Here is a 22,842-nt window from a genome sequence, read left to right on the forward strand (position 1 = left end):
TTCAGCCTTCATGCGTGAAATAGAGGGTGGCAAGCGGAGGGAGCGTCAATGACAGGGACTGCGCGTGGCCGTGGGCGGACTCGGACGCGGAGACGGCCGCGCCCTGGTTGCCTTGGCCCGAGCCGCCATACCAGCCGGCATCGGTGTTCAGGGATTCGGCCCAGCGGCCGGCCAGCGGCACGCCGACGCGGTAGCCGTGGCGGGCGACCGGCGTGAAGTTCGACACCGCCAACACCATCTGCGCACCACTGCGCCGCAGGAACGCGGCCACGCTGTTGTCGGCATCGTCCATCACGACCCAGGCAAAGCCCTCGGGGTCGGCGTCAAGCGCGTGCAGTGCGGGGGTGTCGCGGTACAGCCGGTTCAGGTCAGCGACCAGGCGTTGCACGCCGTGGTGGCCGGGGTCGTCCAGCAGGTTCCAATTCAGCGTGGCGTCGTGATTCCATTCGGCGGGCTGGGCCAGTTCGCCCCCCATGAACAGCAGCTTCTTGCCGGGGTGCGCCCACATGAAGCCCAGATACGCGCGCAGGTTCGCGAGCTTCGTGCCGTGGTCCCCCGGCATCTTGTTCACAAGCGAACCCTTGCCGTGCACCACTTCGTCATGCGACAGCGGCAGGATGAAGCGTTCGGAATAGGCGTAGGCCATGCCGAACGTGATGTCGTGGTGGTGATACTTGCGGTGCACCGGGTCTTCGTGCATGTAGCGCAGCGTGTCGTGCATCCAGCCCATGTTCCATTTGTAGTGGAACCCCAACCCGCCATCTTCAACGGGCGCAGTCACGCCCGGCCAGGCGGTAGACTCTTCGGCCACAACGATGGCGTCTGGCACCTGCTTGCGGACGGTGGCGTTCAGTTCTTGCAGAAAAGCCACCGCTTCCAGGTTTTCACGGCCGCCGTGCTGGTTGGGTATCCATTCCCCGGGCTGGCGGCTGTAGTCGCGGTATAGCATCGAGGCCACCGCGTCCACGCGCAGCCCGTCGATGTGATAACGGCGCAGCCAATGCATGGCGCTGGCAATCATGAAGGCTTTGACTTCGGTGCGCCCCAGGTTGTAGACCATGGTGTGCCAGTCGGGGTGATAGCCTTCGCGCGGGTCGGCGTATTCATACAGCGGCGTGCCATCAAAGCGCGCCAGCCCGTGGGCGTCATCGGGGAAGTGCGCGGGAACCCAGTCCAGGATGACGCCGACGCCCACGGCGTGGCAGCGGTCCACGAAACGGGCGAAGGCGGCCGGCGGCCCAAAGCGGGCGGACGGTGCGAACAGACCAAGCGGCTGGTAGCCCCAGGAACCACCGAACGGATACTCCATGATCGGCATCAATTCGACATGCGAGAACCCCATGGCGTGCGCGTAGGCGGGCAGCTTGTCGGCCAGTTGGTCCCAGACGCAGCGAGCGCCGTCGGCCGCGATCCACGAACCGGCGTGCACCTCGTAGATGGAAATGGGAGATTGGGGCGCTTGGCGCGCACCGCGAGAAAGCATCCATGCATCGTCCGTCCAGGAATAGGGGGAAGGGTCGTCAACGATTGAGGCCGTGGCGGGCGCGGGCTGCGCGCGGCGCGCCATCGGGTCGGCCTTGAGCAAGATCGCGCCGGTGGGGTCGGTGATGGCGAACTTGTAGCAATCGCCCGCGGTGACGCCCGGGATGAACAATTCCCACACGCCCGCCGCGTGGCGCAGCCGCATGGCGTGGCGGCGGCCATCCCAGCTGTTGAAGTCGCCCACTACCGCAACACGGCGCGCGTTGGGCGCCCACACGGCGCAGCGCAAGCCGGGCACGCCATTCAGCTCGCCCAGCCGCGCGCCCAAGGCATCGAGTGCGGCGTTCCAGTCGCCGCCAGCCAAGCCTTGCAGCGTGCCGTCGGACAGTAACGGGCCAAAGGCGTAGGGGTCGGGCGTCAACTGTTCCGCGCCCGGCCATGAAATGGCCAACTGGTACGACGCGGGGTCGCCCGGCCGCGCGCCGGGTGCTGCACCCGTGTACAAACCATGGGCTTGCTCGTGCAAGGCGGTACGCGCGCCATCGGGCCACACGACAGACACGGCGGATGCGCCCGGGGCCAGCACGCGAACGGCGCCATCGTGCGGACCCAGTACCGAAAACGGATCGGCGTGCAGGCCCGCGGCCAGCGCGGCCAGCGTGGCCGGGTCGACCTGGCCGTCAGAGCCGGCCGGGCGGTCCTGTGGCGGTGCTATTAGCGGCGCCTTGGGTGACACGTTCGGCGGCGCCTTGGGCGGCGAGGCGGTGCGTTGGCGGTTCATCGTGATTGTTCCTCGTCGTGGATGGCCGCGTTTTGCATGATGAGCTCGCGCGCAAGCCCCGTCAGGGCGCACAGCGGAATGGAAATCCAGTCCGGCCGGTGGGCGGCTTCATAGCTGACCTCGTAGGCGGCCTTTTCCAGCTGCGCCAGCTTAAGCAGCGCGCTTTCCTGATCCGCCGGCAGCGCAATTGCCGTGGTGGCAGCTTCTTGATAGCCCTGCAAAAAGGCCTCGGCCGCCCGGTGTCCGAAGCGCGCCAGCAGCGCGTCGCGCAATTCCAGTGGCACGCCGGGTGATGCGGCCGAATCCGCTGCCCCCGCGTTCGCGTCGGTCGGTGCGCCGCCCAGCGGATCGGCACGCGCGATGGAGGCGGCCGCATAGTCAAACGAGCGCAGCATGCCGGCCACGTCCTTGTAGGGCGTGAAGCGCAGCCGGCGCGATTCCATGGTCTGGATCGGTTCGCCTTCAAAATCAATCAGATACGCGTCCGTCTGCGCCACCAGCACCTGGCCCAGATGGAAGTCGCCATGCACGCGGATCAGCGGCGCGCCGGCGAGCGATTGCGCCATCGCAGTGACTTGCTTGATCAGCCGCGCACGATGGTCAAAGAACCATTCGGCGCACGCATGCGACGGCGCTTCCAGCGTATCCAGCACGGCGCGCAGATCATCCGCCGCGCGGTCAAGCTGGGCGACGATGCGGGTGGCGTGCTCGTCCGCGTCTTCCGTCGTGGCGGTGTGCACGGCAAAGGTCTCGTCGTCGCTGGGTTGCGCCAGCGCGTTGTGCAGCTCGGCCAGACGGCGGCCGATGGTGGCCGCCACCACCGTATAGCCTTCCAGGCTGGCTTCGAATTCGTCTGGCGTAGCGTTACCCAGCAAGGCCGCGCCCAGCGTGCGCTTCAGGTAATCCAGCGTCCACGTCCAGGCGTCGCCTTCGTTCGTCACAAAGGCGTGCAGCACGGCCAGCGTGTGCGGCACGCCTTCCGAATCCACCCGCAGCACTTCGCCCAGCAACGCCGGAATGTTGGCGTAGCCCGCACGGGTCAGGTAGCGCGTCATCTCGACTTCCGGTGACACCCCCGGCCGCACATTGCGCAGCAGTTTCAGAATGGCTTGTCCGCCGACGATGACGGAACTATTGGACTGTTCGCCGCTGATCCATTGCAGAGCGGGGTCGTCGCCCAGATCCAGTTCAGCCAGCCCCGGTTCGGGCAGATAGCGGATGACGCCGGGTTTGTCGCCCGGCTTGCCGCCTTCGCGGCCATCCAGCTCGCCGCCCGCGCGCAAGGCGGCGACCACGCCCAGCACGAAGCCGGGTTGCAGGAAGGCGTCGGCCAGAATGCCGACCTCTGGCCCGCGCCGCACCCGCGCAATCGGGTATTGCACCTGGGCGGTTTCATCCCACACCAGAACGAACGGCGCTTGGGCGCGCAGGCCGGCCACGCCATCTTCGGGTTCGATCTCGGCCCAATAGGCTTCGCCGCTGGCGGTGTGAAAGGGCGTGGCATACGCCAGCCGGGCGCGGGCGGGCGCATGCTTGCCCGGGAACCAGCGCTGGCGCGCCAGGTATTCGGGCAGCACTTCGTTTTCCAGCACCGCGCGCGACGCATCCGTCAGCGACGCGCCGCCGCGCGACTTCAGCACCAGCGTCGTCAGCTCGGGCATCTGGGCGGGGCCGCTGGCATGCCAATTCGGCGGCGCGGCGTCCACGCTCAGGTCCATCCAGTAAAAGCCATACGGCGGCAGCGTCAGCAGATACGGCAATTCGCCAATGGCCGGAAACGGCGTGCCGCCCAGCATTTCCACCGGTACGCGGCCGTTGAAGGCCTGCAATTGCAGCTCAACCGGCTGCGCGGCGTTCGACAGATTGGCCACGCACAGAATCGTGGTGTCGTTCCATTGGCGCAGGTACGCCAGAATCTTGCGGTTGCCGGCCAGGATGAAGCGCAAAGTGCCGCGCCCGAAGGCGTGCGTCTGGCGGCGCTGCGCCAGCATGCGGCGCGTCCAGTTCAAGAGCGAATGCGGGTCGCGCTGCTGCGCTTCCACGTTGACGGCCTCGTAGCCATACAGCGGCCCCATCAGCACAGGCAGCGGCAGGCGTTCGGGGTCGGCGCGCGAGAAGCCGCCGTTGCGGTCGGGCGACCATTGCATCGGCGTGCGCACGCCATCTCGGTCGCCCAGATGCACGTTGTCGCCCATGCCGAGCTCGTCGCCGTAGTACAGCACCGGCGTGCCGGGCATGGACAGCAACAGGCTGTTCATCAGTTCGACGCGGCGGCGGTCGCGCTCCAGTAAGGGCGCCAGGCGGCGGCGGATGCCCAGGTTGATGCGGGCGCGCGGGTCAGCCGCGTACACGCTCCACAGGTAATCGCGTTCGCGGCTCGTCACCATTTCAAGCGTCAGCTCGTCGTGGTTGCGCAAAAAGATGGCCCATTGGCAGGTGGCGGGAATGTCGGGCGTCTGCCGGATGATGTCGGTAATCGGGAAGCGGTCTTCCTGCGCAATCGCCATGTACATGCGCGGCATCAGCGGAAAGTGGAACGACATATGGCATTCGTCGCCCGCCCCGAAATACTCCTGCGCGTCTTCGGGCCATTGGTTGGCTTCGGCCAGCAGCAGGCGGCCGGGGTATTCGTCATCGATCACCGCGCGAATCTGCTTCAACACTTGATGCGTTTCCGGCAGGTTCTCGTTGTTGGTGCCTTCGCGTTCCACCAGATACGGCACGGCGTCCAGCCGCAGCCCGTCCACGCCCATGTCCAGCCAGTGGCGCATGACCGACAGCACTTCCTTCAGCACCTGCGGGTTGTCGTAATTCAGGTCTGGCTGATGGGAATAGAAGCGATGCCAGAAATAGGCGTTGGCGACGGGGTCCCACGTCCAGTTGGATTTTTCCGTGTCGCAGAAGATGACGCGGGTGCCGGCATAGGCCTTGTCGTTGTCGGACCACACGTAGAAATTACGCGCGGCCGACCCCGGGCGCGAGGTGCGCGCCCGCTGAAACCAGCGGTGCTGGTCCGACGTGTGGTTCACCACCAGTTCGGTAATGACGCGCAAGCCGCGCGCATGGGCCTCGCGGATCAGCTTGCGCACGTCGGCAACGGTGCCGTAGTCGGGGTGCACGCCGCGATAGTCCGCGATGTCGTAGCCATCGTCGCGGCGCGGCGATGGGTAGAAGGGCAGCAGCCAGATCGTGTTCACGCCCAGGCTGGCGATGTAGTCCAGCTTCATGATCAGGCCGGGCACGTCGCCCACGCCATCATCATTGGAGTCGAAGAACGACTTCACATGCAGCTGGTAGATGACGGCGTCCTTGTACCAAAGGCTGTCATCCTTCTGGGGTTGGGTTTCACTAATCATGGGGTTGGGCTCCGGGCGGCATCAGCCATGCAGCGACAGCCGCCAGATGCGATAGGGTTGATCGGGGGACAAGGCCACCGCGCGCGTCGCATCGCGCCAGGTGTCGCGGGTGTCCGTCAGCAGGTCTTCGGCTTCCAGGTGATCGGGGCGGGGTTCGCGGGTTTGGTGGGTTTCGCGGGTTTCGTCGAATGCTGCGCCGGGGCCTTCGCCAAACAGCCAGAAGGGCGCGTCCACGTGCGCGGTCTGCGGGTGGAAGGGGTCCAGGCTGATCACTGTCAGCACCACATTGCCCAGCCCCGGCGTGGCTTTCACAAAGGCCAGCACGCGGTCGTTGCCACTGCCGATGGCGGTCAGCCCGCGGTGGGTTTGCAGCGCCGGGTTGGCATGGCGGATGTGATTCAGGCGCGTGATTTCGGCGCGGATATTGCCGGGCTGATGCCAGTCGCGCGGACGCAGTTCGTACTTTTCGGAATCCAGGTATTCCTCTTTGCCTGGCACCGGCGCGGCTTCGCAGAGCTCGAAACCGCTGTATAAGCCCCACAGCCCCGACCCTGTCGCTGCCAACGCCGCACGAATCAAAAAGCCCGGCCGGCCCGACGTTTGCAGGAACACGGGGTTGATGTCAGGCGTGTTCACGAAGAAATGCGGACGGAAGAAGTCGGCCGGCGGCGGCTGCGAAATTTCTTCCAGATACGCTTGCAGCTCGGCGCGCTCATTACGCCAGGTGAAGTACGTGTACGACTGCGTGAACCCCACCTTGGCCAGCCGGTACATCATCTTGGGCCGGGTGAAGGCTTCGGACAGGAACAGCACATCCGGGTGCTGCCCATGCACTTCGGCGATCAGCCATTGCCAGAAGGGCAGCGGCTTGGTGTGCGGGTTGTCTACCCGGAAAATGCGGACGCCCTGGTCCACCCAGAACAGCACCACGTCGCGCAGCGCGCGCCATAGCGCAAGCTTGCGGGCGCGGCGGGGCGGCGAACCGTAGAACGAAACATTCACGATGTCCTGATACTTCTTCGGCGGGTTCTCGGCATAGCGCAACGAGCCATCGGGCCGCCACGAGAACCAGTCGGGGTGCTCGGCCAGCCAGGGGTGGTCAGGCGAACACTGGATGGCAAAGTCCAGCGCCATCTCCATACCGTGGTCGTCGGCCGCGCGCACCAGACGCAGAAAGTCCTGCAAGCTGCCCAGCTTGGGCTCGATGGCGTCGTGCCCGCCATCGGCCGAACCGATGGCATAAGGGCTGCCCACATCGTCGGGGCCTGCAATCAAACTATTGTTCGGCCCCTTGCGGTTGCGCAGGCCGATGGGATGGATGGGCGGCAGGTACAACACGTCAAAACCCATTTCCCGGATGTCGGGCAGGCGTTCAATGACGTCATCAAAGGTGCCGTGGCGGCCGGGCTCGCGCGCTTGCGAACGCGGAAACAGCTCGTACCAGGCGCTGTGGCAGGCTTCGGGGCGGTCCACCCACACGGGGAACGGCTCGGGCGTGACGGATTCAAAGGCGTGCGCGTCCAGCTCGCGCATGGCGCGGGCCAGTTCGGGGCTAAGCAAGTGGGCGATCTGGTCGTCGGTGGGCGGGGAGTCTCCCAACGTGACGCCGGTTTTGGCATTGGGCTTGGCCTTGGGCAGCGCGGCCAACGCACGCTTGATGACCGCCACGCTGCCTCCCGCATCGGAACCCTTGCCCGCGCGCTTCTCGGCCTCGCGCAGCAGCAACACGCCTTCAACGACCTCCAGGCGCACGTCCACGCCGGCGTGATGTTTGACTTCGATGTCATGGCGATAGGTTTCCCAGACGTCGAACCATGCCGCCACCTGGAACTCGTGCGGGCCAATGCGGCGCGGGCGAAAGCTGGCTTGCCAGCGGTCATTGGTGACAAGCGCAAGCGGCACCCGGCTCCAGCCTGATTCGTCAGCCGCGCGCCAACGCAGTTCGCCTGCGATCCGGTCGTGGCCGTCCATCAGCAGGTCTGCCTGCACGACGATGCGTTCATGCACCACGCACTTGATGGGCAGCGCGCCGTCATTCACGGCGGGCGACACGCTCTCAATCGCGATGCGCAGGCCGGCGCCGCCCTCGGTACGGGGGCCGGGGTGGCGCGATGCCTCGCGCACAGGCGGCATGGGGCTTATCGCCAGCAGCGCGCAATCGGCCGGGGGCAAGGTGGCGCTGGCGAGCGCGGGCGCGTCCGTCACCCGCTGCGGCAGGATGTCGCCGGGCGGCAAGCTGGGCGCGGCGGCGTCCCAATCGATATGGGCGGGCGCGGTGGCGGACGGGTTCAGCGCCAGAATACCGGTTGCATCGGTGGTGTCTGTTGCGCCGTTCTGGGCATTGCGCAAGATCAGCGTTGCGCGGCCGTCGCGCCCGCCCAGCAGGCGGGGCAATGACGTGAGCGGGTCGGATTCATCCAACCAGCGGTTGACGTCCGGCGTGTCGGCCAGCGCATCCATGTCAGACTCGTTCGCCATCCAGCCTGTGGCGGTAAAGGCGGCGGCCCAGGCGCGGCGGCGGTCGGCGGGCGCGGAATGATCGGCTTCCAACGGCGACGCGCTGGCCAGAAAGGGCCCAAGCTGGCTCAGCCGGCGCGCCTCGTTCGCCAGCCAGTCGGCCTTGTAGTCCCACCACGCCAGCGAGGAAAAGCCCGCGTCAAACCCTGCGCCGTACAAAGCGGCCAGCTGCTCGACGGTCAAGCCCGGCGTCCACGCCAGGCAGCGTGCAGGCGTGGCCCGTTCGCGCAGCGGCGTCAGCATCGCTTGCCAGGTGGCGGCGGGCAGGCAGTGCGGCGCTTCGAACAAAAAGCCCGACACGCCCGCGTCGGCCCAGGCGTTCAGGCGACGCGACCACGCATCTGCAAAGCCATCCGGGGGCGGTGTGCGCAGCGTCTTCACGCCCCACTCGCGGCTGGGCAAGCGGGGGTCACGCGCCGGGTCGTCGTCGCGCGCCTGATACCAGCCAGATGGCGCGGTCGAGGCGGTGGCGTCTACCGACACCCGGTCAAACGCCACCCGCACGAATAGCGCCAGCCCGTGGGCGGAAGCCGCCTGCGCCAGCCGCTCGTAGGTGGCGACGATAGGTTCCGTGCGGGTTTGCGTTGCGCTCAAGTCGGCATCAACCGGCGCCAGCGTTTGCGCATCGGCCGCTCGCAACCACGGGGGAGGAATCAGCACGGCGTTGAACCCCGCCTGCTGGATGCGCGCCAGCCGGGCTTCCTGCGTGGTGCTGCTGCCTGCGCCGCCATCCAAGCCGGCGGCGGCAACAGGTAAGCGCGCAAAACCCTGCTGCGCATGGCAGATGCGCAGCAGGGCGGGCGTGGGAAGGGTGGGGCGGGTAGCCATGCGGGGTTTGCCTTTTGGGTTCGCCTTTGGGTTTGTCTTAAACCGGCATCATTGAGCCGCGCGCCTGACGCGTTCGCCGGTTGCGAGCGGGTTCAGCGGCCGGCGTGGCGGCATCGATTGCTTTACCTTGCGCTTGAGCGCGTGCCTGGCCGTGTCGTTGGCTGAGTGCTTCGCCTTGCTCTTGGGCGGCGTCTTCGCGGGAAACCAGTGACGCCAGCAGTTCCTCGTAAGCCCCCACGGCGCGCTGCCAACTGAAATCGGTGCTCATGGCATTGCGCTGCATCGCCCGCCACAGCATCGGATGCTTGCGCAGGTGCATGGCGCGCGACAGCGCGTTGGCCATGGCGTCGACGTGGTCGCCGTCAAACAGCAAGCCGTTGGCAAACGCCATGGCGGTCAGCGGGGTGTCGGCGCCCGGGTCTTCGATGGTGTCGGCCATGCCGCCCACGCGCGAGCCGATCGGCACGGTGCCGTAGCGCATGGCGTAAAGCGGCGTCAGGCCAAAGGGCTCAAAGCGGCTGCCGTGCAGCAGAATGTCGCCGCCCGCATGCAGGCGATGCGCGCCCGCCTCGTTGTAGCCAATGCGGGTCGCGCAGCGCTGCGGGTACTGAACCGCCAGCGCCTTCAGCGCGCCTTCCAGCCGGCGGTCGCCCTGGCCAAGAATGGCGACCTGCATGTCCGGATACGCTTCCAGCACACGCGGCAAGGCCTCGGCGGCCACGTCCGCCATTTTCTGTTCGGTCAGCCGGCTGCCCATCACAACAAGCGTCGCGTTCGGGTCTTGCAGCAAGCCAAATTCGCGTTGCAGCACCGTCTTGCACAGGCGTTTGTTCGCCAGGTCGCCCGAGTGGTATTGCAGCGACCCCAGGTGCCGATCGCGCGACGGGTCCCACAGCACGGTGTCGATACCGTTCGGTATGCCCATCAGGTCAGGCGCGCGTTCGCGCAGCAAACCGTCCAGACCGCAGCCGAAGTCGGGCGTCAGGATTTCGCGGGCGTAGGTGTGGCTGACGGTGGTGACCCGGTCGGCGTACCCGATCCCCGCCTTCATGAAGTTCAGCTTGTTCCAGGCGACGGTGGCGTGTTCGCCCCGGCACGCGGGCGGGATGCCAAACGCGGCGGCGTCTTCCAGCGGGAATTGCCCTTGGAAGGCCAGGTTGTGGATGGTCAGCACGCTTTTGACGTCGTCAATGCCGGCCTCACGGATCAACATGGGCGCCAAGGCCGCATGCCAATCGTGCGCGTGCACCACATCGGGGCGCGGCAGGCCCGGCAAGCCGCGCGCGATGCGCATGGCGGCGTGCGACAGGGCGGCATAGCGCAGGCCGTTGTCGGGGTGTTCCTGGCCATCTTCATCCACATAGAGACCGGCGCGGTCATAGAGCGCGTCGTTTTCCAGCAGCAGGAAAGGCAGCTCGGAAGTCGGGCATACGCCGGCCAGCAAGCGCGCATCGCCGCCAGGCAAATCTTCCAGCCGCGCGACTTCATGCGCGCTGTCCAACTGCTTGGCCACGCCGCGGTAGGCGGGCAGCAAGATGGTTGCGGGTACGCCGCGTTGGATCAAGGCGCGCGCCATGCCGGTGATGGCGTCGCCCAGACCGCCCGTTTTCGCCAAGGGGAACGCTTCGGCTGCCACTATAAGTATCGTCGTCGCCATGCTTCTTGCTCCGGGGGAAAGTCGGAGGGCCGCTGAAAAAGGGGGCCCGATTCCGTAAGCCTTCTTATGCGCAAGTGACGTGCCTGAGCCGATCAGGTGAAACCCTGCGGGGCGTCCGGTCGGGTTACGCGTCGTTGTTGCTGGTGTTTGTAAATTTGGGAGCAGCGCAGCATTGGGCGTTGGGGGGCAGGCGTTGCGACGCGCAGGCATGGGGATTGCGGCGCGCCAGATCTCGTGCGGGACCACTCGCAACCACCCAAGGAGCCCCAACTTGAAAACCGTTTCCGACTTTGTCCTGGCCCGCTTGGGCGAATGGGGCGTGCAACGCGTGTTCGGCTATCCCGGCGACGGGATCAATGGGCTGATTGGCGCGTTTGGCAAGAACAAGGAGCTGGAGTTTGTCCAGGCGCGTCACGAAGAGGGCGCGGCGTTCATGGCCTGCGCGCATGCCAAGTTCACCGGCCAGGTTGGCGTGTGCCTGGCGACGTCCGGCCCCGGCGCCATCCATCTGCTCAATGGCCTGTACGACGCCAAGCTTGACCACCAGCCCGTTGTGGCCATCGTCGGCCAGCAGGCGCGCAGCGCCTTGGGCGGCGATTATCAGCAAGAGGTGGACCTGGTCAGCCTGTTCAAGGACGTGGCGCATGACTTCGTCCACATGGTGACCTCACCCGTGCAGGCGCGTCACATGGTTGACCGCGCCATGCGCATCGCCATGGAACGCCGGGGCGTGACCTGCCTGATTTTCCCCAACGATGTGCAAGACCTGGATGCCGTGGAAGTGCCCCCGCGCGAACATGGCACGGTGCACACCGGTATTGGCCTGACCTCGCATGCCGCCGTGCCGCCCGAAGCGGCGCTGGACAACGCGGCGTCGATTCTGAACCGCGGCGAACGCGTGGCGATGCTGGTGGGGGCCGGCGCATTGGAAGCCAGCGACGAAGTACGCGCCGTAGCCGAGCGGCTGGGCGCGGGCGTGGCCAAGGCCTTGCTGGGCAAAGCCGTGCTGCCCGACGAGCTGCCGTATGTGACGGGCGCCATCGGCCTGCTGGGCACGCAGCCCAGTTGGGAAATGATGAACGAGTGCGACACCTTGCTGATGGTGGGTACGTCTTTCCCTTACGCGGAATTTTTACCTAAGGAAGGCCAGGCGAGAGCGGTGCAGATCGATGTTGATGGCCGCAGGCTTAGCTTGCGTTATCCGGTAGAAGCCGGGCTGGTCGGCGATGCGCGCCTGACCTTGCAAGCCTTGTTGCCGAAACTAGACGCCAAGCCCTCCGACCGGTGGCTAAAAGGCATCGAAAAAAAGGTCGCCCGATGGCGTGAAACCGTGGTGTCGCGCGCCATGGTCGACGCCAAGGGCGTGAACCCGCAGCGGCCGTTTCTGGAATTGTCGCGCCGCTTGCCGCCGCAGTGCATCGTCACCTGCGATTCCGGTTCCGCCGCCAATTGGTATGCACGCGACGTGCATCTGCGCCAAGGCATGATGGGTTCGGTGTCGGGCGGGCTGGCCAGCATGGGGTGCGGCGTGCCTTACGCGTTGGCGGCCAAGCTTGCACACCCGGGGCGGCCGGTGGTGGCGCTGGTGGGCGATGGCGCCATGCAGATGCTGGGCATCAATGAACTGATCACCATTGCGCACCGCTGGAAGGATTGGGCCAACCCGACCCTGGTGGTGCTGGTGCTGAACAATGGCGACTTGAACCTGGTGACGTGGGAACAGCGCGTCATGGGCGCCGACCCGCGCTTCGGGGATTCGCAATGGCTGCCGGAATTTTCCTATGCGGACTACGGCCGCATGCTGGGCCTGGAGGGCATCCGCGTCACCGAGCCGGATGAGGTAGGCCCCGCATGGGACCGCGCGCTGACGGCCGGCCGGCCCGTCGTGCTGGAAGTGGTCACCGACCCCGAGGTGCCGCCCATGCCGCCGCATATTTCGCTTAAGCAGTTCGCTGCCTACATGACCGCGCTGCGCAAGGAAGACGCCGCCACCGGGGCGGCCGCGCTACGCGCCACGATCAAGCAATGGTGGGCCAGTTAAGCCGACGCAGATGCCGTGCGCGGTGTGGCACGGCGCTTGCGGATAAGACGATTCCTACCACCACAACGCAGGGCGGATGCCCGGCAAAGGAGATAGACCATGGAAAACCAGACCAATATCGTGGGCGGCCCCAAGAGCAATCCTGGCGGCCCTGGCCCGCAGGTCATGGCGGCGGATACGCTGGAAGGCAATGACGTCTACAACTCGGCGGGTGAAGAGTTGGGCTCAATCAAGGACATCATGATCGACGTGCCGCGCGGCCGTGTGGCCTATGCGGTGCTATCGCGCGGCGGCGTGCTGGGCATTGGCGACAAGCTGTTCGCCATTCCCTGGGCCGCGCTGACGCTGGACACGGACCGCAAGTGCTTCGTGTTGAACGTCGATAAGGAAACGTTGAAGAACGCGCCGGGCTTTGACAAGGACAATTGGCCAAGCATGGCAGACGAGACGTGGGCGCGAGACCTGCATACGTACTACAAGCAAGACATCTATTGGTAAGACCAGACGCCCGGACCCAGGTCCGGGCATCGCATCAAGGCACCGGGCGCGGGTTCCCCATCCGCGCGCCGGTCACCATTTCAGTTACCCAGTTCACCAGAATGGACGTGTACGCGCGTTGGGCGGATTTTTCCGTCAGCGCATGGTCGGCGCCGTCCAGAATGCGATGCGTGAGCGAATGCGAACGGCGGAAGGCCGAGCGGTAGCTCATGATGGTGGAGTGCGGGATGAAGGTGTCGTGTTCCGCCTCGACAATCAGCACATCCCCGCCAAAATCTGCGCACGCCTTCAAGGCGCGGTTGGACTCCGGCGGCACATAGCTATTGCGGTAGGCGCGCAACGTATCGCGGTTCAGCTGGTTCTTGGGCAGCAGCCATTCATCATCCAGATATAGCGCCGGCACGTGCAGCGCCAGCCATCGCACCCGCCTCACATTGCTGAGCAACGCGGCCAGATAGCCGCCATAGCTGCTGCCCACTACCGCCACGGAGCCCGAATCCAACGACGGATGCGACGCCAGGCGGTCATACGCCGCCACCACATCGCGCAAGTTGTCTTCGCGGGTGACTTGCATCTGCTGTTCGCGGGTGGCGGCGTGGCCGCGCAGGTCGAAGGTCAGGCACACGCAGCCCAACGCGGCAATCCCCTTGGCGCGGGATAAATCAAATTCCTGGCTGCCCCCCCAACCGTGGATGAACAGCACTCCGGGGACTTTGTCTTCGGGTGTCAGAAAGGTGCCGTCCAGGGTCTGGCCGTCAACCGTCAGCGCGATGGGGTCACTATGCGCCGCCATCGGCATCCTCCAGTACGCCACCCGACTTGCTGATATGGCCCACGGCGGAATCCACACCATGAAAGACCAGATGCTGCGGGATGGGACGAGGCGCGTCTTCGCCATAGCGTTCCCGGGTGGCGGCGCGTACCGACGCCATGGACGGCGACAAGGCAAACGCCTGCATGGCGGCCAGTTCGGCCAGGCTGGCGCCACCAGCCCGCCACGATTGTTCCAGCACCCCCGCACGCGGCTCGCCTGCGGCGCCCACGCCAAACGCCACGTCGTAATTGCGGCGTGATGCGAACAGTTGCGGGTAGGCGGTGGATACCGCCGTGTCGTACTGACAGGCCATGGCGACGGCCTGGCGTTCGTGTTCGCTTAAGTCCAACGCCCGCAACGCATCGAACCCGCCACGCGCCAAGCGCAGTTCCGACCCGCCATAGACCGACACGCCCTGGTTGTCAGGCGTCAGCGACTGCGTGCCGACATAGGCAATTTCCATTTTCCCCACCCGCGCCCAGCCGACGCTGTAGGTGACGACGTCTTTCAAGTCTTCTTCCAGCACCAGCCCCAACCGGCGCATGACGGCGGCGGATTGTTCCGCCAACCCGGCCCGTAACTCGTCGGCGTTACGCGCCACAATCTGGCCGCGTCCGGCGTTGGCGTCAACGGGCTTGATCCGTAGCGGCCCGTGCTTAAGCAGCGCCATCCCGGCGGCTTCGGCATCCTGCGGGGTGAAGGCGGTGTAACCCGCCAGCACCACGTCGCGCAGCGCATCGGCCAGGCTGGCGACCCAGGCTTTGGGCGCTTTGGCCTGCGGCCCGATCAGCCCATGGGTAATGGCCTTGCCCGCCACGAAGGAATGCGGGGCCACGCCGCCGTACAGGTCCGCCGCCCGGGTAATGCCCAGCCGGCCGGCGCGCGCCACCCCAATGATGGTGCGGTCAGGCACGTAGTAGGGCGGGGGCTCGCCCCGGTGGCGGCTGGGCCGGAAGTGGGGGTCGAAGCGGCGGCCCAGCAAGGCGGCCAGCCGTGAGGCCAGCGCTTCTTGCGACGCAATCTCATGCTCCGACGCGGTAGCGCGGCGCGGGTAGGCGACGACAAGATCGGAAACGGAGGAGGGCGGTTTGGGTTTCATGGGGACGGGGTCAGCAAGGGGCGTGCCTGGCGCCGCTTACGCCACGCGATACCGGCTTCGATCAGCGGAAAGGCAATCAAGGCCAGACACAGCGGGGCCAGCGCGTAGCAGGCACGGTAGGCCAGCGCCGCGCCCAGGGCTTCCGAATACGGGATCTTGGGTGCCAGCACGGCTACGAAGATGGCTTCGGTCGTGCCCAGCCCACCGGGCACGCGAGTCAGCACCGCGGCAAAGCTCGAACACAGCAAAATGCCCAGCACTACCGGGTAGGGCACCTTGCCTTGCAGCAACACATACGCCACCGCGCCCATGAACAGCCACGACAGGCCCGCCGTGACGCATTGCATGACGGCCATGCGGCCACCGGGCAACGAGATGTGCTGGCCCATCAACGTGGCCGATCGCGTGGTTGCGCGCGCACACGTCCACACATAGGCGATACCGGCCGCGAGCATCCCCGCGCCAATCAGCCGCAGCACGCCCGTGCCAACCTCCCACCCTTGGGGCACAGGCAGCGCGCCGCTGACAAACACCGCGCCCGCTACCCAGGCGTAGCCGATCCAGTTGGATGCCGCCGAGAACACCGCCACCCGTGTCGCCAACGCCTTGCGGCAACCCAGCCGGGCATACAGGCGCAGGCGTGCGCCCAGGCCGCCCAGCAGCACGCCCAGACTTTGGTTCAGTGCATAGCTGACGACGGCCACCCCCAGCACCGTCGGCCAGGGCAGCTTGTGTTTCGTGTAGCGGCGGGCCAGCAGATCCAGCGCGCCATAGCTCAGGTAGCCCAACACTACAAAGCCCCCGGCCATCAGGATGGCGTCGCCCGGAATGCGGCGCATGGCTTGCCACACCTGCGGCCAATCGACCGACCGGCCGAAGTAGAACAGCAGGCCTGCCACCACGGCCAGAATCAGCCAGGGCAGCACCTTCTTGATGCGCGGCCAGCGGTGGCGCAGCGATCGCATGAAGTTTGTGCGGAATACCCTCATGCGGCCTCGCCTTCACCCGGCGTACCGGGCGCGATGGTGCGCAAGCGGGGCTTGTGGGCCGGCAAAGAACCCGCCCACGCTGGAAAGCGCCGCAGAAAGTGGAACACCACCACCCCGATCCAGAAGCGGCGCAGCGCCCACTTGGGTTGCGGGCTGACGGGGACGGGCTTGCAGTCGTGTGCAATCAGGTGTTCCAGGCTGGCTCGCAGCGCCTGGTTTAACGATGCGTCCCGGGCGACCACATTCGCTTCCAGGTTCAGGGCCAGGCTCAAGGGGTCCAGGTTGCTGGAACCCACGGTGGACCAGTCGTCATCCACCACGGCGACCTTGCCATGCAATGGGCGCTTGCAATATTCATGGATCTCCACGCCCGCGCTCATCAGGTAGTCGTACAGCATGGTGCCGGCCAGGCGGGCCACCGGCATGTCCGGCTCGCCCTGAAGCAAGAGCCGCACGCGCACGCCGCGCCGCGCGGTCTTGGCCAGTTCTCGCAGCAGGCGGTATCCGGGAAAGAAATAGGCGTTGGCGATCAGCACATCCTGCTTGGCCGAACGCAGGCCGGCGCGGTAGTAGCGTTCAATGTCGGTGGTGTGCTCGATGTTGTCGCGCACCACCAGCCGGCCGCCGCCGTCGCCTTCAGGCATGGTGTCTTTCGGGGTGCGCCGCCACCGGCGCGGGCGGGGGCGGTCTAGTGCAGCTCGCGCGTAGTCCCCAATATCAACGGCAAGCGGCCCCTCTATTCGTATGGCGTAGTCCTGCTTGGCCTCCGGCCCGAAGTCGGGCAGGTGGTCCGCCGAATAGTTGATGCCGCCCACGAAGGCGCACACCCCATCCACGGCCACGATCTTGCGGTGCATGCGGCGGAACACGTTGGTGCGCACGCCCAAGAGCCGGGGGCGCGGATCAAATATGTGTACGCGCACGCCGCTGTCCGTCATGGCGCCGATGAATTCAGGGGTCAGCTCGTCCGAGCCGTAGCCGTCCACCAGCAGGTCTACGCTGACTCCGCGCTGGGCGGCCGCAATCAGCGTCTGCTGCAATGCCTGGCCGACTTTGTCGTCGAACAGAATGAAGGTTTCAACCAGCACTTCTTTCTGCGCGCCATCAATGGCGCGGTTGACGGCAGGAAAATACGCCTCGCCGTTTTCCAGCAGCGTGTAGCGGTTGCCTTCCCGCCATCCAAGGTTCACCGCGTTCATAGCGCAATCTCCGCCGAGATCGGCACATGGTCCGATAAGCGCGACCACACGCGCGAGGCCAGCGGCACCGGCCGCCAGTCGCGCACGTTGCGCACGTAGATGCGGTCAAGCCGCAAGAGCGGCCAGCGGGCGGGAAAGGTGCGGGCGGGGCGGCCCAGCCGCGTCGTAAAGACTTCCTGCGTGCCGCAGCCGCGCATCAGGCGGTCGGCGTTCAGGCGCCAGTCGTTGAAGTCGCCCGCAATCAATAGCGGCTCGCCGTCAGGCACTTCGCGCGCAACCAGTTCGCACAAATCGTTCAATTGCTGCCCGCGATGGCGTTCCAGCAAGCCCAAATGCACGCAGATGGCGTGTACGGGTGTGGCGAACTCCGGTATGCGCAGGACGCAATGCAGCAAGCCCCGGCCTTCGTGGCCGTCGACGCTCACGTCATGGTTTTCGTAGCGCTCGATGGGGTAGCGCGACAGGATCGCGTTGCCATGGTGCCCGGCCGGATACACGGCATTGCGGCCGTAGGCAAAGTCCGTCCACAGGGTGTCCGCCAGGAACTCGTACTGCGACAAGGCTGGCCATGCGTGGGGGTGCCGTTCGGCGTGCGTCTGGTGCTCGCCCAGCACCTCTTGCAGGAACACCACATCCGGCGCTGCGGTGCGCAAGGCTTCACGCAGGTCGTGCAGCATGAAGCGCCGGTTGAAGCTGGTGAATCCTTTATGGGTGTTGACGGTAAGCACCGTCAACGTCCGTGGGGAATCGTCGGTGGGGGCGGGCATGAACTCTCCGGGCGTGGAAAATTCAGCTCGTCCGCAAGTCGCGTGCCTGGGGCGCAAATATGCCCCAGGCGCGCGGAGGGTGATGCCGCTTGCAGGCCTGCCCGCGCGGGGCCGCCTTTACGACGAGCGGGGCCGCCTTTACGACGAGTCCGCCCTCAATACTTCCAGGTCATATGCAGGGAACCCGCATTTTCCCGGTTGCCGCCGCCGAATTGACCGCTGTAGGTCAGGCCGATGGTGGCGTTCTTGGTAAGGGCCGCTTCCACCCCCAGCTCCGCCAAGGCGGCATCGCGGGCGATGGGGGCGCCGGCCACGGTGAAGGCTTGGCCGCCATCGAACGCCATGGTGGTTTGCGGCAGCACATCGCCAAAGGCATGGCGCCAGCCCAGCGTGGCTTGCAAACGGCTCTCGGTGCGGCCGACGGTAAAGTTCGTCAGCGCACGCAAGCCCAGCGTGCTGGTGGTCTGCGTGTCGCTATTGCTTTGGCCACGCAGGGCGGCTGACCCGCCCGACTCCGAGAAGCCACGGGTGCGCGTGTCGCTCCATGCCAGGCCGGCAAAGGGCTCAAGACTGATCCGGTCAGACACGGGCAGCGCGTATCCCAGTTCGCCAAACAGCTGCGTGGTGCTGGCGCCATAATCGGCCGTCAACTTTTGCGATGCGCCGGCCACGCTGGCGTAGCGTTCTGTAGAAATGTCGTGCCAGGTGTATGACGCGCCCGCCATCAGGTTCAGCTTGCCGGGGCCAGCTTCAAACACCTTGCCGCCGAACAGCGCCGCGGTATAGCCGGCAACGTCCGCCTTGGACGAGCGGTCGTCCACGCGCACATTGCCGTCGGTGAATCCCAATGCGCCGCCCAGGCGCCAGCCACCGCCCAAGGCATGGTCAACGCCTGCAAAGACGCCGCCCGTGTTCTGGCGTACCTGTCCGGCATCGCTGTTGCCTTTCAGGGTCTGCCAGTTGCCAATGACTTCGGCCCAGGCGGGCTGCGCAGCGGAAGAGGGCAGTGCCGATGCCGACAACGTGCCGCCGGCTTGCGCCGTGGGGGCGCCCGGCACCATGCCCGCGCCCAGGTTGGCGCGCAGGTGCGACAACGGCACGGTGCGCACGGTGGTGTTCAAACTGGTAAGCGTCGAGGTGACGCTCGCGTGGGCTTCACCCGACAGGCTGTTGAACGCCGCGGCCGTCGCGCCTTCCGGCAACGTCAGGATGTAATTGTGCAGGGCGTCGCTGGCCGGCAAGCTGTCCAGCGCGTTGGCGACGGCGCGTTGGTTGCCCGTTTGCGCACCGTCGGCGAATGCGATGGGACGCGTGGGCGTGTCCGGGGTTTGGGGCGACCCCGGGTCCACCGGCACTTGCTTGCGGCCCAGTTGCAGCACCACGTTCTGGGCGTCGTATTGCAAGGCCGGGTCCAGGTAGGCGTAACCCGAGGTCACCGCGCCGAACTGCCCGTTGACGGCGCCTGCCGTCAGGATGGTGTATTGCCGTTGCGTCTGAAAGCCGCTGTCCGGGCCAACATGCACCACCGACCCGGCCAGATTCGCCGTGCCGGTGACGGCCACGCGCGAGCTTGCGGACGATTGCGAATCCGCCGTCACCTGATAAATCGTGCCGGGCGAGAACGTTAGGTCACCGGCCACTTTCAAGGTGGTGCCCGCTTGGCCCGGCGCAAGGATGGCGCCGCTTTGCAGCAGGGTCGTACCGACCTGGCCACCGCCTTGCAGCGTTGCGCCGCTGGCCACGGTAAGCCCACCGCCCAAGACGCCATTGACGGCCAGGGTGCCGCCCAGCACGTGAGTCTGACCGCTGAAGCCGCTTGAATCGCCCGTCAGGGTGGTCTTGCCCGCCAGCACATTTATGGCGCCCATTCCCGGACTGATGGAATTGATGGAGCTGTTGAACTGGTAGTCGGTGCCGGTATGGTTGAACACCAGCGTGCCATCCCCATTGCCAAAGCGCACGCCCAGCGCGGCCTGCACGTTGCCCGGCGCGGTGGCGGCATCGCCCGCGGCGGCGCCGATGTTCAAGATGCCGGTCGACCCTGCCGAATCGGCGATGCGTACCCGGTTGGCGGTCTCGATGGTGGCGCCGTTCGTCAGGGTGGTGGTGCCGTCGCCCAGAAAGCCCACCAGGAACGCGCCCGATGTCTTCAGCTTGGTATTTGCTCCGTCGGCGGTCACGGTGCCTTGGCTTCCTGCTTCGTAGCCGACGATGACTTGGTACGCGTCAACGACCGCGCCGCTGCTGGCGGCGAGCGTGCCCTTGGACCCGTCTTGGCCGCCTACGGCGACATAATTATTCAACGATGACAAGCGGCTGCCGGCGCCAGAGATCAACACCGTTCCCACGCCGCCATTCCTGATGCCAATGCTGGTGCGGGTGCCGGCGGTGACCGTGGCGCCGTCCCGGATTTCAAGCGTACCGTTGCCGCCCGCGCCAACCGAGACGTCCTGGGTTGTCTGTAGCGTCGTACTGGCGCCGGTGAGTAGCGCCGTGCCGGTAGAACCGGTGTTTGCCCCCACCAGCAGGCTGGCGCTTTGGGCCGTTGCCTGATCGGAAATAGTCAAGGTGCCTTTGCCGTCAGCGCCCACCGTGATCTGCCCGGACTGCCAATTGGTGCCCGCGCCCGAGATGTTAAGCGTGCCGTCTGCGCCAAGATGGCCGCCCAGCATGGCGGTTTGTGACGAAATGGCTTGCGCGCCCGACGACACCGTCATCGTACCGGTGCCGATAAAGCCTACGCTGAACGACGTGGCCGTCCATTTCGAACCGATGCCGGTGATCGTGGCCGTGCCGCTTTCCAGCTCCATGCCGGGAACCAGACCATTATTGGAATTGCCAATAATGGCTGAGTCGCTGGTTAACTGTCCGCCGTTTTGCACGGTGAGCGAAGGCCCGCCAACGGCGCCCAAAAACACGGTGCCGGCCTGTGCGCTGACGTTATCAATGACAGGAGCATTGGGTGTCACGCTATTGATATAGAGAAAGCTCGAAAGGGTCGGCAGCGTATTCGGCGTCCAGTTCAGCGCGTCTTGCCATTGGCTGCTTTGCGATCCGTTCCAGGTGGTCAACTGGGCCATCGCTGGTGATGCCGATAACAAACTAAGCGCATACGCACCAGTCAGGCCGATCGCACGCAAGGCGAGGATTGTCGACTGTCGTTTCAGGGGATAAGGAGGCATTTTCGCTTTTCAACAATTTATAGGGGCGGCAGCAATCACGGCGTGCAACGTTGAAAGCCATGGCGCAGACCAAGGGAAATAAATCGAGCAAGACGGCACGTTGCATGCGTCCTGGCATCAGGATCGGAGCCGCGCCGTGGAATCTGAAGCAAAAAAATCTGAAGCAAAAAATCAAGCGATAACTTCACGGACCGGTTATTTATTCTTCATCGTGCAGAAACCGGGTTGCCGCGAATCGGGCCAAGCAATCGTGCATTTATCAATTTGAATAAAACAGCGATTAAGGTCGTGCGATATTACGGAGCTGGGGGCCGTTCAAAGTCACAAGAAAGGCGATTGTTTATGCCTACTCCTGTGATTCTCATGCGTCCCCAAAAAAGACGCATACCGGTTAATCAATATTGCCGGGCGCGATGCCGCGAGCGAACCCCTCCGCAATGATAGAAAAAGCGTTTTCTGAATCTGCAAATTCAACGTTGTGCCGAGGTTTGTCTGGCGCCACAATCAACAACCATTCAAGGCAACCTTCGGAGAATTCGCATCATGACGATTGCACCCCAGCCCTTGGACGCCCGTGTCGTCCAGGCCCTGTCGGGCATCACCACCGCCACGCTGACCACCGTGCTGCTCAAGAAAGGCTTGCGCAACGTGTGGTTGCGTGGCGCGCAGCCGTTGGCGCCTGGCGCCAAGCGGATAGTGGGGCGTGCGTTCACGCTGCGCTTCGTGCCGGCCCGTGAAGACCTGGCCACGCCCGCGTCATGGGCATCGCCCATTTCCACGCGGGCGGCCATCGAAGACATGCCAGAAGGGTGCATTGCCGTGGTCGACGCCATGGGCGTGACGGACGCGGGTATTTTTGGCGACATCCTTTGCGCCCGCATGCAAAAACGCGGGGTGGCGGCGCTGGTGACGGACGGCGTGGTGCGGGATCTGGAAGGGGTGGAAGGCACCGGGCTGCCCGTCTGGTGCAGCGGCGCGGCGGCGCCGCCGTCGGTAGCCGGCTTGACGTTCGTGGGGTGGCAGGAACCCGTGGGTTGCGGCGGCGTGGCCGTGTTTCCCAATGACGTCATCGTGCTGGACCGCGACGGCGGGGTGCTGATTCCGGCGGCGCTGCTGGACGAAGTGGTGGAAATCGCCATCGAGCAGGAACGGCTGGAAGGCTGGATCATGCAGCAGGTCGAAGCAGGAGAAAAACTGCCGGGGCTGTATCCGCCCAATCAGGAAAACCAGGCCAAGTACCAGGCGTGGCGGGAACAGCAGAAATAGGCGAGGGTAGAAATACGCAGGGACAGCAAACCGCCCACGCAGCAAGGCGGCGCGTCAAGCCCAACTAAATCGCCCGGCGCGGATCACGAACGATCCGAACGCCGGGCGAGGGGTGGCATCCATAACCGGTGGCGTTAGTACCCCGAATTGCCCCCGCGGATATTGCCCGCGACGCCACCCGCAATACCGCCGATGGCGGCGCCGGTCCAGGCGCTGCCGCCCGCAATGGCGGCAATGCCCGCGCCCGCCGCCGCGCCGATGGCCGTGCCCGACACCGTCCCTTGCTGCTTGGGCGTCATGTTCGTGCAGGCGGCAAGCGTGCCAATTGCAATGCCGATGGCTAGTGTTCGAATCATTTTCATGATG

At 65.6% G+C, this 22,842-nt stretch carries 14 protein-coding genes; 3 read left to right on the top strand and 11 right to left on the bottom strand.

Annotation, left to right across the window (positions count from 1 at the left end; translation table 11 throughout):
* Window position 1: 1 nt before the first annotated feature.
* The 4 genes from glgB to glgA are packed head-to-tail and all read right to left on the bottom strand — an operon-like array spanning window position 2 to window position 10,621.
* Window positions 2–2,263 carry a 1,4-alpha-glucan branching protein GlgB gene (glgB, locus tag HV765_RS03005; protein ID WP_175168728.1) on the bottom strand — a complete coding sequence of 754 codons (2,262 nt, stop codon included), beginning with the start codon at window positions 2,261–2,263 and terminating at the stop codon, window positions 2–4.
* Window positions 2,260–5,619 (bottom strand): maltose alpha-D-glucosyltransferase, encoded by a 3,360-nt coding sequence (gene treS / locus HV765_RS03010; protein WP_175168729.1) that lies wholly within the window; start codon window positions 5,617–5,619, stop codon window positions 2,260–2,262. Before treS ends, glgB begins: the two co-directional genes overlap by 4 nt.
* Window positions 5,620–5,640: 21 nt before the next feature.
* Window positions 5,641–8,964: an alpha-1,4-glucan--maltose-1-phosphate maltosyltransferase gene (locus tag HV765_RS03015; protein WP_175168730.1), complete on the bottom strand. Its 3,324-nt coding sequence runs from the start codon at window positions 8,962–8,964 to the stop codon at window positions 5,641–5,643.
* A gap of 37 nt (window positions 8,965–9,001) precedes the next feature.
* Window positions 9,002–10,621: a glycogen synthase GlgA gene (gene glgA, locus HV765_RS03020; protein ID WP_175168731.1), complete on the bottom strand. Its 1,620-nt coding sequence runs from the start codon at window positions 10,619–10,621 to the stop codon at window positions 9,002–9,004.
* A gap of 271 nt (window positions 10,622–10,892) precedes the next feature.
* Here glgA and HV765_RS03025 point away from each other — a divergent pair, with 271 nt between their 5' ends.
* Window positions 10,893–12,662, top strand: a complete 1,770-nt coding sequence (locus HV765_RS03025) for a thiamine pyrophosphate-requiring protein (RefSeq protein WP_175168732.1) — start codon at window positions 10,893–10,895, stop codon at window positions 12,660–12,662.
* Between the two features lie 99 nt (window positions 12,663–12,761).
* The gene (locus HV765_RS03030; RefSeq protein WP_054426786.1) at window positions 12,762–13,160 is read left to right on the top strand and encodes a PRC-barrel domain-containing protein; all 399 of its coding nucleotides are present in this window, start codon (window positions 12,762–12,764) and stop codon (window positions 13,158–13,160) included.
* Between the two features lie 34 nt (window positions 13,161–13,194).
* Here the strand turns inward: HV765_RS03030 and HV765_RS03035 are convergent, their stop codons facing one another.
* The 6 genes from HV765_RS03035 to HV765_RS03060 all read right to left on the bottom strand — a co-directional run bounded on the left by HV765_RS03035 (window position 13,195) and on the right by HV765_RS03060 (window position 21,108).
* Window positions 13,195–13,953, bottom strand: coding sequence for an alpha/beta hydrolase family protein (locus HV765_RS03035; RefSeq protein WP_175168733.1), 759 nt, complete (start codon window positions 13,951–13,953; stop codon window positions 13,195–13,197).
* Entirely contained in the window at window positions 13,940–15,073 is a 1,134-nt protein-coding gene (locus tag HV765_RS03040; protein ID WP_175168734.1) for a DUF3182 family protein, read from the bottom strand. The genes HV765_RS03035 and HV765_RS03040 overlap by 14 nt, the downstream gene beginning before the upstream one ends.
* Window positions 15,070–16,038: a lysylphosphatidylglycerol synthase domain-containing protein gene (locus HV765_RS03045; RefSeq protein WP_338077782.1), complete on the bottom strand. Its 969-nt coding sequence runs from the start codon at window positions 16,036–16,038 to the stop codon at window positions 15,070–15,072. Before HV765_RS03045 ends, HV765_RS03040 begins: the two co-directional genes overlap by 4 nt.
* Window positions 16,039–16,058: 20 nt before the next feature.
* Window positions 16,059–17,261 (bottom strand): cardiolipin synthase ClsB, encoded by a 1,203-nt coding sequence (clsB, locus tag HV765_RS03050; RefSeq protein ID WP_175168736.1) that lies wholly within the window; start codon window positions 17,259–17,261, stop codon window positions 16,059–16,061.
* The gene (locus tag HV765_RS03055; RefSeq protein ID WP_054426782.1) at window positions 17,258–18,028 is read right to left on the bottom strand and encodes an endonuclease/exonuclease/phosphatase family protein; all 771 of its coding nucleotides are present in this window, start codon (window positions 18,026–18,028) and stop codon (window positions 17,258–17,260) included. The genes clsB and HV765_RS03055 overlap by 4 nt, the downstream gene beginning before the upstream one ends.
* A gap of 155 nt (window positions 18,029–18,183) precedes the next feature.
* Window positions 18,184–21,108 (bottom strand): autotransporter family protein, encoded by a 2,925-nt coding sequence (locus HV765_RS03060; protein ID WP_175168737.1) that lies wholly within the window; start codon window positions 21,106–21,108, stop codon window positions 18,184–18,186.
* A 645-nt stretch (window positions 21,109–21,753) separates the two neighbouring features.
* Here HV765_RS03060 and HV765_RS03065 point away from each other — a divergent pair.
* Window positions 21,754–22,476, top strand: coding sequence for a ribonuclease activity regulator RraA (locus HV765_RS03065; RefSeq protein ID WP_175168738.1), 723 nt, complete (start codon window positions 21,754–21,756; stop codon window positions 22,474–22,476).
* Between the two features lie 134 nt (window positions 22,477–22,610).
* Here the strand turns inward: HV765_RS03065 and HV765_RS03070 are convergent, their stop codons facing one another.
* Window positions 22,611–22,838 carry a hypothetical protein gene (locus tag HV765_RS03070; RefSeq protein ID WP_054426779.1) on the bottom strand — a complete coding sequence of 76 codons (228 nt, stop codon included), beginning with the start codon at window positions 22,836–22,838 and terminating at the stop codon, window positions 22,611–22,613.
* Between the last annotated feature and the right edge of the window lie 4 nt (window positions 22,839–22,842).

The sequence above is a fragment of the Achromobacter kerstersii genome (genome assembly GCF_902859595.1).
In the GTDB taxonomy this organism is placed as follows: Bacteria; Pseudomonadota; Gammaproteobacteria; order Burkholderiales; family Burkholderiaceae_B; genus Achromobacter; species Achromobacter kerstersii.

Excerpts from the sequence above, each read along its gene's own strand:
- HV765_RS03045 (WP_338077782.1), bottom strand. The coding sequence starts at position 16,038 with ATGCGATCGCTGCGCCACCGCTGGCCGCGCATCAAGAAGGTGCTGCCC.
- glgA (WP_175168731.1), bottom strand. The coding sequence starts at position 10,621 with ATGGCGACGACGATACTTATAGTGGCAGCCGAAGCGTTCCCCTTGGCG.
- HV765_RS03065 (WP_175168738.1), top strand. The coding sequence starts at position 21,754 with ATGACGATTGCACCCCAGCCCTTGGACGCCCGTGTCGTCCAGGCCCTG.
- HV765_RS03070 (WP_054426779.1), bottom strand. The coding sequence starts at position 22,838 with ATGAAAATGATTCGAACACTAGCCATCGGCATTGCAATTGGCACGCTT.
- glgB (WP_175168728.1), bottom strand. The coding sequence starts at position 2,263 with ATGAACCGCCAACGCACCGCCTCGCCGCCCAAGGCGCCGCCGAACGTG.
- HV765_RS03015 (WP_175168730.1), bottom strand. The coding sequence starts at position 8,964 with ATGGCTACCCGCCCCACCCTTCCCACGCCCGCCCTGCTGCGCATCTGC.
- HV765_RS03060 (WP_175168737.1), bottom strand. The coding sequence starts at position 21,108 with ATGGCCCAGTTGACCACCTGGAACGGATCGCAAAGCAGCCAATGGCAA.
- treS (WP_175168729.1), bottom strand. The coding sequence starts at position 5,619 with ATGATTAGTGAAACCCAACCCCAGAAGGATGACAGCCTTTGGTACAAG.
- clsB (WP_175168736.1), bottom strand. The coding sequence starts at position 17,261 with ATGAACGCGGTGAACCTTGGATGGCGGGAAGGCAACCGCTACACGCTG.
- HV765_RS03035 (WP_175168733.1), bottom strand. The coding sequence starts at position 13,953 with ATGGCGGCGCATAGTGACCCCATCGCGCTGACGGTTGACGGCCAGACC.
- HV765_RS03055 (WP_054426782.1), bottom strand. The coding sequence starts at position 18,028 with ATGCCCGCCCCCACCGACGATTCCCCACGGACGTTGACGGTGCTTACC.
- HV765_RS03040 (WP_175168734.1), bottom strand. The coding sequence starts at position 15,073 with ATGAAACCCAAACCGCCCTCCTCCGTTTCCGATCTTGTCGTCGCCTAC.
- HV765_RS03030 (WP_054426786.1), top strand. The coding sequence starts at position 12,762 with ATGGAAAACCAGACCAATATCGTGGGCGGCCCCAAGAGCAATCCTGGC.